Source organism: Thermodesulfovibrionales bacterium, assembly GCA_026417875.1.
In the GTDB taxonomy this organism is placed as follows: domain Bacteria; phylum Nitrospirota; class Thermodesulfovibrionia; order Thermodesulfovibrionales; family CALJEL01; genus CALJEL01.
Map to the genome: position 1 here is coordinate 1 of JAOACK010000063.1, position 10,752 is coordinate 10,752.

The 10,752-nt window shown below is 41.0% G+C and carries 14 protein-coding genes; 1 reads left to right on the plus strand and 13 read right to left on the minus strand.

The features are described 5' to 3' along the window. The coding region (locus N2257_09375; GenBank protein MCX7794595.1) for a hypothetical protein at positions 1–575 on the plus strand (575 nt) is incomplete at its 5' end. On the opposite strand, the gene N2257_09380 is transcribed toward N2257_09375, so the two are convergent. From N2257_09380 to N2257_09440, 13 genes are all read right to left on the minus strand, one after another. Then, the gene (locus N2257_09380) at positions 561–1,259 is read right to left on the minus strand and encodes a diacylglycerol kinase (GenBank protein MCX7794596.1); all 699 of its coding nucleotides are present in this window, start codon (positions 1,257–1,259) and stop codon (positions 561–563) included. The two genes, N2257_09375 and N2257_09380, sit on opposite strands and share 15 nt — an antisense overlap. Beyond that, positions 1,225–1,707, minus strand: coding sequence for an rRNA maturation RNase YbeY (gene ybeY / locus N2257_09385; protein MCX7794597.1), 483 nt, complete (start codon positions 1,705–1,707; stop codon positions 1,225–1,227). Before ybeY ends, N2257_09380 begins: the two co-directional genes overlap by 35 nt. Next, positions 1,610–3,172: an HDIG domain-containing protein gene (locus tag N2257_09390; protein ID MCX7794598.1), complete on the minus strand. Its 1,563-nt coding sequence runs from the start codon at positions 3,170–3,172 to the stop codon at positions 1,610–1,612. The genes ybeY and N2257_09390 overlap by 98 nt, the downstream gene beginning before the upstream one ends. Then, a complete protein-coding gene (locus N2257_09395; protein MCX7794599.1) occupies positions 3,132–4,088 on the minus strand; it encodes a PhoH family protein in 957 nt (318 codons plus the stop codon). The genes N2257_09390 and N2257_09395 overlap by 41 nt, the downstream gene beginning before the upstream one ends. Before the next feature lie 19 nt (positions 4,089–4,107). Next, positions 4,108–4,668, minus strand: coding sequence for an SPOR domain-containing protein (locus N2257_09400; protein ID MCX7794600.1), 561 nt, complete (start codon positions 4,666–4,668; stop codon positions 4,108–4,110). Next, complete coding sequence (gene queA, locus N2257_09405; GenBank protein ID MCX7794601.1) at positions 4,665–5,672, minus strand: tRNA preQ1(34) S-adenosylmethionine ribosyltransferase-isomerase QueA; 1,008 nt, start codon at positions 5,670–5,672, stop codon at positions 4,665–4,667. The genes N2257_09400 and queA overlap by 4 nt, the downstream gene beginning before the upstream one ends. Beyond that, positions 5,669–6,691: a SpoIID/LytB domain-containing protein gene (locus tag N2257_09410; GenBank protein MCX7794602.1), complete on the minus strand. Its 1,023-nt coding sequence runs from the start codon at positions 6,689–6,691 to the stop codon at positions 5,669–5,671. The genes queA and N2257_09410 overlap by 4 nt, the downstream gene beginning before the upstream one ends. 116 nt (positions 6,692–6,807) lie before the next feature. Continuing rightward, positions 6,808–7,035 carry a DUF2905 domain-containing protein gene (locus N2257_09415; GenBank protein ID MCX7794603.1) on the minus strand — a complete coding sequence of 76 codons (228 nt, stop codon included), beginning with the start codon at positions 7,033–7,035 and terminating at the stop codon, positions 6,808–6,810. After that, positions 7,032–7,643 carry an epoxyqueuosine reductase QueH gene (locus N2257_09420; GenBank protein ID MCX7794604.1) on the minus strand — a complete coding sequence of 204 codons (612 nt, stop codon included), beginning with the start codon at positions 7,641–7,643 and terminating at the stop codon, positions 7,032–7,034. Before N2257_09420 ends, N2257_09415 begins: the two co-directional genes overlap by 4 nt. Beyond that, positions 7,640–8,665 carry a Holliday junction branch migration DNA helicase RuvB gene (ruvB, locus tag N2257_09425; GenBank protein MCX7794605.1) on the minus strand — a complete coding sequence of 342 codons (1,026 nt, stop codon included), beginning with the start codon at positions 8,663–8,665 and terminating at the stop codon, positions 7,640–7,642. Before ruvB ends, N2257_09420 begins: the two co-directional genes overlap by 4 nt. Before the next feature lies 1 nt (position 8,666). Next, entirely contained in the window at positions 8,667–9,236 is a 570-nt protein-coding gene (ruvA, locus tag N2257_09430; GenBank protein ID MCX7794606.1) for a Holliday junction branch migration protein RuvA, read from the minus strand. Continuing rightward, on the minus strand, positions 9,233–9,790 hold the full coding sequence (gene ruvC / locus N2257_09435) for a crossover junction endodeoxyribonuclease RuvC (GenBank protein ID MCX7794607.1): 558 nt from the start codon (positions 9,788–9,790) through the stop codon (positions 9,233–9,235). The genes ruvA and ruvC overlap by 4 nt, the downstream gene beginning before the upstream one ends. After that, the gene (locus N2257_09440) at positions 9,768–10,352 is read right to left on the minus strand and encodes a D-sedoheptulose 7-phosphate isomerase (protein MCX7794608.1); all 585 of its coding nucleotides are present in this window, start codon (positions 10,350–10,352) and stop codon (positions 9,768–9,770) included. Before N2257_09440 ends, ruvC begins: the two co-directional genes overlap by 23 nt. Between the last annotated feature and the right edge of the window lie 400 nt (positions 10,353–10,752).

Here is a 10,752-nt window from a genome sequence, read left to right on the forward strand (position 1 = left end):
GAGAAAGAGAATCAAAAGAATTCAGAGGGACTATACTTGAGGAGCCCTTTTTTTCTGTAAAGGCATTGAATATCTCACATGGTGTTCAGGTACTTGCCTTCAGAATAGATGAGGAGGTTCATATAAATATTGATAAGGCAAAGCTTAGAGAAAGGGGCATTGAGACAGGTCCTTGGCTAAGTGAATTCAAGGAGGCAATTATAACAAATGAAAAAAACAGGATATTCAGGGCCGGCAGCAAATGGATCTCTTTTGAAGAGATTAAGGATATCGCACTCTTTACAGAAGGACAGAAGATATCCTATGTAATGGATGTTTCCATTGAGGATGAAAATATAGAAAGGATAATAAACTTTGTAAAAGGCTCAGATTATCTTTATTGTGAGGCTTTCTTCTTAGAAAGAGATATTGACCTTGCCAGTGAGAGAAACCATCTCACAGCAAGGCTTGCCGGAGAAATAGCAAGAAAGGCTGGTGTGAAGAATTTAGTAGCAATGCATCTTTCTCTAAGATACAAGGATCAGCCAGAGGTTGTTATAGAAGAGGCAATGAGGGCCTTTTCAGGAAAAGATTAAGAAAAGAAGACCTGTTACTGCAAGTCCTATAAGTGCACCAGCTATAACCTCCTTAGGTGTATGGACATGGACAGCTACCCTGCTCTGTGATATTGCAACTGCCAGTCCCAATGTAAGAAGGGACACGAGAAGATTCCCTGCAATTAATGTTATAGACAGCCATATACTGAATGAGACGGCTGCATGACCTGAAGGAAAACCTCCCCTAAGAGGAGTGCCTTTTCCGGTATAGGCCTTCAGTATTATCACCAGAATCAGGACTATTACAACTGAAAGAATAGCAATCTCATCTTTGGAGTGGCTTTCAGGTATCGAGCTTCTGAAAAATAGACTCTTTAAGTAGGGAAAGAGTATAACGTAACCGACAAGCACCGCTCCAGAGGCAGATATGAGCACAGCTCCAGCAGCCATGTCTTTAACAGTCCTTGCAAAATCAGATTTCTCAGGAGAAAGTCTGTCAACTATATTTTCTATAACGGTATTGAGCATCTCAGCAAGGATAACAAGCATGGCACACAAAGAAAGGATAATGAATTCAATCTTTGTAACACCGAGACTGAAACTCAGAAGAAGGACAACGGCAGCGGCAAGGAAATGATATCTCACATGACGCTGTGTCTTTGCTGCATGAAGGATACCTTCTATTGCATTATTTGCGCTCTTGATCCAGTTTCTTAAGGGCATTAAGCAGGCTCTTCTCCTTTTTCCTCATTATTCTGGCAGACCTTTTATCCCTCTCATGGTCATATCCAAGAAGATGAAGAAGTCCATGGATGAGCATGAATCTCAGCTCATCTTTGAAGGAAACACGGTTTTCAGCTGCCTGTTTTTTTATCTGGTCCAAGTTTAAAACTATATCACCAAGAACAGAAAAGGAAGGGATAGACTCAGAAACCGGGGGCCTGATCGCTGAACCAGTGGCCTCTATCTGTGGAAAGGAAAGTACATCAGTGGGTTTATCTATACCCCTGTAAAGTCTGTTGAGATATCTCATCCTTCTGTTGCCAACGAGATAAATGCTTATCTCAACATCTTCAAGGCTGAGGAGGTTTAACAGGTTCAGGAGATCTCTTCTCAGAGATTGGAGACTGAAAGGTTTCCTCGCGGTCTTTCTTATGAGTATACTCTTCATCAAACCTAAAACCTGGGTAATTTATCCTTTTATGGAATATTCCGGTAAGGGTATGGATAAAACTGTTTTTAATCTCTCTTAATTCCCTGAAGGTAAAATCACATTCATCAAGCTGGCCCTCGGTGATTATTTTATTTATGATCTTCTCAACGAGTGAAGATATTCTTGCTGGAGATGGATCCTGAAGAACCCTTGAGGATGCCTCAACAGCATCAGCCATCATTATGAGGGCAGCCTCCTTTGTCCTTGGTTTTGGACCTGGATATTTATAATCCTCTTCTTTAACCTCTTCTCCGGATGCCTTTGCCTTTTCATAGAAGTATGTTATTAGTGAGTTACCGTGGTGTTCCCTTATGATGTCAATAACCGCCTCAGGTAGTTTATACTGTCTGGCAAGCTCTGCTCCTTCCCTTGCGTGGGATATAAGGACAAGGCTACTCATATGGGGGGTGATGCGTTCATGCCTGCTTTCACCAATCTGATTTTCAACAAAATAATGTGGCATCTTTATCTTTCCTATATCATGATAGTATGCTCCTACCCTTGCAAGCAGTCTATTTATCCTGAGATTCTCAGCCGCTGCCTCTACAAGATTGGCAACTATAACACTGTGATGATATGTTCCAGGTGCATCTCGCATAAGAGCCTTCATGAGTGGATGATCGACATCTAAAAGCTCAACAAGAGATATGTCAGAGGTTATATTAAAAAGATACTCAAAAACTGGAAGCAATAAAAATACAATGGCACTGACAACGAATCCTGACATGAAAGAAAAGCTAAGGATATAGAGAGAATTCTCATTAAAGATCTGAGCCTTCGACAGCAGAAAGGAAGCAGCAACAATCATGTTAACGATGCCAACAATGAATCCTGCCTTGAGTATGGATGCCCTTTTCTTTGAATTAAGGATACTGAATGAGGCAACAAGACTACCGATAAAAAAATAAATTGAAAAAGAAGGGTCTTCCAGCCAGAGTCCCGAAAGGAGACTTACCACAAAGGCAAATACTATAGCGGTATGAAAATCAAAAAGAAGAGCAGCAAGCATTGCACCGGCAGGAATAGGGATGAGATATAAATGGGCATCACCATGGGTTACACCAAGACCCTTTGCCATCGCCATGTAAAGATATTCCAGTGCCCTTGAAAGACAGAGGGTTGATACAAGAAGTGAAGCAATGGCAAGAAGAAACTTTTGATTTTCAAAATAGGAAGGTCTGTATCTCAGAATATCTCGATAGAAAATATAGAGAAGAAAAAGGCTGACAAGAACATAACCCGAGTATGATAGAACACCCTTTCCTGTATATATGGAGAGGCTTACAATTATGGAAAGGCCAGCCAGGGAAATCAGGAGTTGCTCATTTGAAAAAAAGATATTATTTTTCGCTACTTCTGATCTGTGATTTCTGATTTCTGTTTTAGGCGATCTGGTGTTTTTCAGTCCGTTCGTATCTTTCATAAGCCCTTATAATTTCCTGAACAAGTCTGTGTCTGACCACATCCTTTTCTGTGAAGTAAATAAACTTGATACCCTCAATTCCCTTCAGTATCCTTTCAGCCTCAACTAGACCTGATACCTTTCCTGGAGGAAGGTCAATCTGTGTAATATCACCCGTTATAACTGTCTTCGAATTGAAACCGAGCCTGGTTAGATACATCTTCATCTGCTCGGAGGTTGTATTCTGAGCTTCATCAAGTATTATAAAGGAGTCGTTGAGCGTCCTTCCCCTCATGAAAGCAAGAGGTGCTATTTCTATAATGCCCCTTTCAAGATATTTTGCAACCTTCTCGGGCTCCATCATATCAAATAGGGCATCATAAAGAGGTCTGAGATAAGGACTCACCTTCTCCTCTATATCACCGGGAAGGAATCCGAGTTTTTCACCAGCCTCAACAGCTGGTCTTGCGAGCACGATCCTTGCAACCTGTTTTTTTAGAAAGGCATTTACAGCCATTGCGACTGCAAGATAGGTTTTTCCTGTTCCTGCAGGACCTATGCCAATCACAATGTCATAGTTCTTGATGGCCTCAACATACTCCCTCTGGGTTTCTGTCTTAGGGACAATAAACCTCTTCTTTGATGAGACGGGAATGTTGCTCATGAAGAGGTTTTTAAGGGATGGTTCTCCCTGTGAGGTCTCTATGGCATAACGGATATCCTCAGGCTTTATAGAATAACCTTCAGAACTTATCTCTCTAAGTTCCTCTATTATCTTTTTAGCTTTCCGGGCAGAATCCTCCTCTCCCTTGATTATAATCTTATTGCCCCTTGCACTGATAACAACATCAAGGGTCTCCTCTATAGCCTGGATATTTTTTCCGAAGACTGAATGAAGATATTCATAATCTTCATCAGTCCTGAGTTCAAATTCCAATGTAACCGTCTTACCTACCTCACTTCTTAATTATTACAGAGTCTATTTTATAAAGTTTCCTTACTCTCGTTTGAGCAAGAAGTGCCTCTTTTTTAGTCATAAATGTTCCCACATATACTCTGTGAAGGCCCTGTTCTTTTTTTATTATAACATCATAGGGCTCTTTCTTAAAATGCTCGCTCAATTTTTTGGCCCGTCGTTCTTCCTTGAACGCTCCGACCTGTAAATAATAGGCACCCTTTTTAAAAGATGGTTGAACATTCTGGGGCTCTGCTTTTACAGAAGCAATAGGCTGCTGAGCGGTGGAAGGAGATGCTGTTTCAGAAATGGATTGTTGAGGTCCTTCACCACCTGCCTCTTTTTCAGACACTGTTCCTATTAGCTCCTGACCCGCTGTCTCTGAGGATGACGGCGCCTCAGCCCTCTGCTCGGGTACGGGTGTTCGTGACATCGAGTCCTTTGAAGAATACCTACCAACAAAATATCCGAAGGTAAAACTCACTGTTGTTACAAGAACTATTATTCCTATAACAACAGATCTGTTAAGGATTACTAATGATCCCTCTCCCTTATGTTTCATATAATCAGCATAGCATCACCATAGGAAAAAAATCTATATCCCATGGCGATTGCCTCCCTGTAAGCCCTCTTAAGATTCTCCACACCACAGAGGGCTGCTACAAGCAGAAGTGGTGTTGAGCGTGGTAGATGAAAGTTTGTAATAAGACCGTCTATTATCTTAAATTCATATCCAGGATAGATAAATAAATCCGTGGTGCCCTTTAATGTGCCGTTTAGGTGAATCTCCATGTATCTCTTAGAGGCATAACCTTCAAGGGCCCTTGTTGTGGTAGTACCTGTTGCTATAATCCTTCTGCCTGATTTTTTTACCTCTTCTATCTCATTGATTAGTGAGAAGGGAATCTCAAAAACCTCACTTTCCATTCTGTGTTTTTCTATATCCTCTGTTCTTATAAGTCTGAATGTACCGGGACCCACATGAAGGGTTAGCTTTCTTATGAGAATACCCTTTTTTTTCAGATTATCAATTATCTCCTCGGTGAAGTGAAGTCCTGCTGTTGGAGCAGCAACTGAGCCCGGAACCTCTGCATACACTGTCTGGTACCATTCCCTGTCCTCGGGAAGAGGTTTTCTTTTTATGTATGGTGGAAGAGGCATATGGCCTACGGCAAGGAGTATCTCGTTTAGATCGCCATTAAATATGAGTCTTCCCCTATCCCTGTCAAGAAGCTCTATCTTAAGTTCTTCTGAGACAGTAACGGTGCCTCTATAATTGCTTTTTGTAAGGACCCTCCAGTAACCATCCTGGAGGGGTTCAACAAGTAGAAGGTCTATTCTGCCTCCTGTGGGTTTTCTTCCTTCAAGCCTCACAGGCAAAACCTTTGTATTATTAATTATAAGCATATCACCCGGAGCAAGGAATTCTGTAATATTAGAAAAGTTACTGTGCCTGATGGTACCATCTTTTTTAAGAACAAGGAGACGGGAAAAACCCCGCTTTTCAAGAGGTCTCTGGGCTATCAGGGATTCTGGAAGTTCAAAATCAAGTTCGCTAATCTTCATAAATTTCCTTTTATTTTTATAATCTCTGTACCGGGATAAAAGTATTGAAGAACCTCTCTGTAGCTCTTTCCTTCAAGAACCATGTCAAGACTGCTCCATTGAGAGAGACCTACTCCGTGACCGTATCCTCTTCCTGAAAATATTATAAAATCTCCTTCCCTCCTCAGTTCAAAGCCAGTGCTCGGAAGGGTCTGCCATCCAAGAAGCCTTCTCAGTTCTGTAGCCTTTAATATTTTTAATCCTGAATCAGTCCTTATCCCGAGCTCTCTGGCTCTTCCTGTAGAGGTCCTGCTCAGGATGAAAATATCCTTTATTCCGTAGAGCTCTGTTACCCTTTCTATATCTTTTATAGATATACTTCTCTGCCAGGTCTCATAGGGTGATAACCTTGCCGTGACCTTTACAGGCCTTATATAGGGATAATTTCTGCTGAATACCTCTTCAGGAGCTTCTGTGAATCCAGTGGAGGTAGAATGGTAAAATGCCTCTATTGGTTCACCATTAAAAATAAGTATCTCTCCCTCTGTTTCTTCTACTGCCTTAACTACCCTCTCATCATAGGGGCCATTTTTAAATACCTGATGTAATACACCTGATGTAACATGATAGGCCATTTCTCTATTCTTTTTCATATGGTAAAGGGCATAGGTCCTGGCTATAACCGCCTGTACCTTGTATGCCTCAAGAGGCCAGTCCCTGCCTGATTCAGCAGCAACTACACCCTTTACATATTCTTCAAGAGGGATGATGTTGATAAAATAAAGTCCTCCATTTCCCTTCCATACCTCAACAGAACCATTAAAAGCTTCTCCATTTATAAGGAGAGAGCCTTCAAGTCTTCCAGTATACTGAAGCTCTTTTCCAGGCTTCTCTCCACTGTCCAGCATTAGAACACGGACAGTAAGAGCATCATTGGATTGAACAGTTGCACAGGAGAAGTGGAATATTAGAATTGATAGCAGGGCTGGCAGAAGAGTTGCCTTACGTCTACCTTTAAGTAAAATCTTTTTAAAATTCATCTTTCGTTCCTCTGTACCGCCATAGTTATTTCAAGATTTTCTTGAAATGCAAGCGATGAGTAGATGGCATATTAATAGAGCATGAAAATTGCAAACCATCCGGTCTTTTATTCATTTTATCTCAGTCTTCCTATTATATAAAATATCAGTGTCAGAATAAGACTGAGTATAAGACCTGTCATTAGAGGAAAATAGAAGGTGAAATTCTTTTTTCTGATTATAATGTCTCCTGGAAGCTTCCCTATATAGGGAATCTTTTCAAAAAATAAAAGCAGAAAACCGAGACCTACAAGAATAAAGCCTGCAATGATGATGAATTTTCCTAAATCACCAATGCCATTCATATCTTTTTCTGCACCTCCATTTTACACCTTCTCTCTGCGAGTGAAAAGAGGCATCCACAGTATTTCTGTCTGTAAAGTCCCATATCCCTTGATATCCTCATTGCACCGCCATAGCCCGGTCTGTAGTCCTCAAAAAGGAATTCAATGTTATATTTTTCAGCAATCTCCTTTCCTGTAGAAACTATCAATTCAAAATTCTGGTACGGGCTGACAAGGAGTGTGGTGCTGAAGGCATCAAATCCCTTACTTTTTGCTGTAATTGCGGTCTCTTCAAGCCTCAAACGGTAGCAATGCTGACAGCGCACAGACTGGGGCAGCGTGAATTGAAAAACAATCTCTCCGCTTTCTGTATCTTCAGAAAATTGCTCTAAGGGAAGCCCGGGTATATTTCTTAAAAACAATCTCGGATTATATAGCTCATTATAAATTACAGGAAATCTCCATTCTTCTGAGAGCCTTTTAAGGGATTCAAGCCTCAACGAAAATTCCCTGTAGGGATGGATATTTGGATTGAACCATAAACCGGTAAAGTCTATGCCCCTGTCTCTGATCCTACTCACAGGATAGATCGCACAATTAGAGCAGCATATATGAAGCAGGAGCCTCATGGACCGAAGAGTCCTCCAGTCTTTGTAATACCAAGATGTTCATAGGCCTGTATTGTAGCAAGTCTTCCCCTGGGTGTTCTCTCTATAAGTCCTTCCTGCATAAGGTAGGGCTCATATACGTCCTCTATTGTATCCTTCTCCTCTCTTAGGGATGCTGATAAACTCTCTATTCCAACCGGTCCGCCTCCGAATTTTTCTATTATGACCTTAAGAAGTTTTCTATCCATCTCATCAAGTCCTCGTTCATCAACCTGAAGGGCATTGAGTCCATATCTTGCTATCTCAAGATCAATAGTACCATCTCCTTTAACCTCAGCAAAATCCCTTATTCTTCTGAGTAACCGGTTTGCAATCCTCGGGGTTCCTCTTGAGCGCCTCGCTATCTCAAGGGCTGCCTCCCTGGTAATAGAGATTCCCAGTATACTTGCAGACCTGAGAACAATGGTTGTGAGTTCTTCAGGCTTATAAAACTCAAGTCGCATAAGTATCCCGAATCTGTCCCTGAGAGGTGAGGTGAGAAGGCCTGTCCTGGTTGTAGCACCAATGAGAGTGAATCTTGGTAGATTCAATTTCAGTGTCCTTGCACTTGGCCCCTGGCCTATTATTATATCTAGCTGAAAATCTTCCATAGCTGGATAAAGGACCTCTTCAACAATCCTAGGAAGCCTGTGGATCTCGTCTATAAACAACACATCACGATCCGACAGATTGGTGAGTATTGCAGCAAGATCACCAGGTCTCTCAAGAACAGGACCTGAGGTGGTCTTTATATTTACTCCTAGTTCACTGGCAATTATATTTGCGAGCGTGGTCTTTCCCAGCCCTGGTGGTCCTGAAAAAAGTATATGGTCAAGGGGCTCCTGCCTCTGAGATGCAGCTTTTATAAAAACATAAAGATTTTCTTTGAGTTTCTCCTGGCCCACAAATTCAGAAAGACTCCTTGGCCTCAGGGTTAACTCAAATTGTGTATCTCCTTCTTTTCTAAGTGGCGTGATTTCACGTTCTGTATCCTTTTGCCTCATATCAGTCCTGCCCTGTAAGGAGTTTTAATGCCTCCTTAATAATATCTTCAAATGTTCTGGCTTTTTTCTGAGCCCTTTCAACCGCATCTTTTGCCTCAGATTTCTGATAGCCGAGATTCATGAGTGCAGATACAGCATCGGATAATAAAGGGTCTTCTCTTTTCATTTTATCAGGAAGTTTATCCCTTAATTCAAGAAGCAACCTCTGGGCTGTCTTTTTACCGAGGCCTGGTATCTTTGTTAGTTTCTTAAGATCTTCTTCTTCTATTGCCTTTTTAAGATCATCAGGCTCAAGGTAGGAAAGAATATTGAGCGCTGTCTTTGGACCGATTCCATTTACATTAAGAAGTGTGCAGAAGATATCCTTTTCATCTTCACTGAGAAAACCATAAAGTTGAAGGCTATCTTCTTTAAGTACTGTATGGGTATGAAGAAGAATCTCTGAATCTATGTTTCTAAGTTTTTCGAAGGTGATAAGGGATATGTGAACAACATAACCCACACCACCAACATCAATTATTATCCTGTCCGGTGCTTTCTTTAAAAGCTTTCCTCTTAATATGCCTATCATCTAATGCAGACTCCTGTAACTGTATGGACATGACATATACAGAGTGCAAGGGCATCAGCACTATCGTGGGGTGGACACCTGTCAAGAGAAAGCATGATTCTTATCATCTCGCTTACCTGGTGCTTTTCAGCTCTTCCATAACCAACAACAGCCTTCTTCACCTCAAGTGAAGAATATTCATAAAGTGGTATATCATGATTTGCGATTGCAAGGAGTGCGATTCCTCTTGAATAACCGAGACCCAGAGTTGCCTTTATACCCCTTGCAAAGAATATCTTTTCTATTACAGCAACATCAGGTTTATGTTCCCTGATAATTTCTTCAAGTCCGTCATATATTAATTTAAGTCGAGCATTAAGTGGTTTTGCCTTTGATACCTTTATAACACCGGAGTCAATGTATTCATAACTGCTATTTTTCTGTTTGATTATACCGTAACCGAGGTTAGAGGTTCCGGGATCTATCCCAAGAATAGTTAGTGAGGGACTGGAGCTGTCTCCTTTCTTACTTGGTGTACTGCCTTTTAGATTCCTATCTCTTCCTTGGTGTCTCAAAGAGGATCTCCTCCACCATCTGGCAGAGGATATGACCAAGGGTTATGTGGGTCTCCTGAATCCTTGGAGTTTCATCAGATGGTACTACAAAGGCATAGTTAACCTTCGAAGCAAGCTTTACACCTTTTATACCCGTGAAGGCAACTGTCTTCAGTTTTCTCTTTTTTGCTACATCCACTGCCTTAAGCACATTTGCTGAGTTTCCACTTGTACTTATTGCAATAACAACATCACCTTCATCAGAAAGTGATTTAAGCTGCCTTGCAAAGATTTCGCTATAGTCATAATCATTTGCTATTGAAGTGATAACAGCAATATCAGTATTAAGGGCGATTGCAGGAAGACCTGGTCTTTCTCTTTTGAATCTATTCACAAATTCAGCAGCTATATGGGAGGCATCAGTTGCACTTCCACCATTTCCGAAAAGAATAAGTTTTTTTCCATGTTCAAAGGCGTTTGCAATAACTTTTGAGACCTCAATGATCTTATCGATGTTGTCTCTGAAAAAGGCTTCCTTTACAGATATGCTGTCCTGATAGGCCTTAATTATCTTATCTTTCATTAAAAAATGATACTCAATAAAAGATAATTATGTCAATATTCATTTAGAGCAGCAGAGCAGTAGCTTAGTAGAACAGTAGTGTAAAGATTTTTCTGGAAATTAAAAAAGCACGGCTTGCGCTAAGGAAATAAGATTAAGGGAAAGGTACGCAATTTCTTCATGTATGCCAGAGGCTTCTGTGCAATAGTGCAATAGAAAAATAGCTTCTAATTGTAAGATTTATAAAGTAACGAAGTAGAGCAGTAGTCAAACACCTTTCTCGAATAGCAACTTCCACTTACAAAGTAATTTTTTGGAACAGACCTATCTGGAAAATAAAAGAAACTGCTGCTCTGCTGGTCTGCTGCTCTACTGCTCTGGCCGTAGGCCACTGTCGCAATCCCTTTTAAATGAGGTCTTC

What these genes read in the sequence shown, in the direction of transcription:
- N2257_09380 (MCX7794596.1), bottom strand. Translation starts at nt 1,259, where the DNA reads ATGCCCTTAAGAAACTGGATCAAGAGCGCAAATAATGCAATAGAAGGT.
- ybeY (MCX7794597.1), bottom strand. Translation starts at nt 1,707, where the DNA reads ATGAAGAGTATACTCATAAGAAAGACCGCGAGGAAACCTTTCAGTCTC.
- N2257_09390 (MCX7794598.1), bottom strand. Translation starts at nt 3,172, where the DNA reads ATGAAAGATACGAACGGACTGAAAAACACCAGATCGCCTAAAACAGAA.
- N2257_09400 (MCX7794600.1), bottom strand. Translation starts at nt 4,668, where the DNA reads ATGAAACATAAGGGAGAGGGATCATTAGTAATCCTTAACAGATCTGTT.
- queA (MCX7794601.1), bottom strand. Translation starts at nt 5,672, where the DNA reads ATGAAGATTAGCGAACTTGATTTTGAACTTCCAGAATCCCTGATAGCC.
- N2257_09410 (MCX7794602.1), bottom strand. Translation starts at nt 6,691, where the DNA reads ATGAATTTTAAAAAGATTTTACTTAAAGGTAGACGTAAGGCAACTCTT.
- N2257_09415 (MCX7794603.1), bottom strand. Translation starts at nt 7,035, where the DNA reads ATGAATGGCATTGGTGATTTAGGAAAATTCATCATCATTGCAGGCTTT.
- N2257_09420 (MCX7794604.1), bottom strand. Translation starts at nt 7,643, where the DNA reads ATGAGGCTCCTGCTTCATATATGCTGCTCTAATTGTGCGATCTATCCT.
- ruvB (MCX7794605.1), bottom strand. Translation starts at nt 8,665, where the DNA reads ATGAGGCAAAAGGATACAGAACGTGAAATCACGCCACTTAGAAAAGAA.
- ruvA (MCX7794606.1), bottom strand. Translation starts at nt 9,236, where the DNA reads ATGATAGGCATATTAAGAGGAAAGCTTTTAAAGAAAGCACCGGACAGG.
- N2257_09440 (MCX7794608.1), bottom strand. Translation starts at nt 10,352, where the DNA reads ATGAAAGATAAGATAATTAAGGCCTATCAGGACAGCATATCTGTAAAG.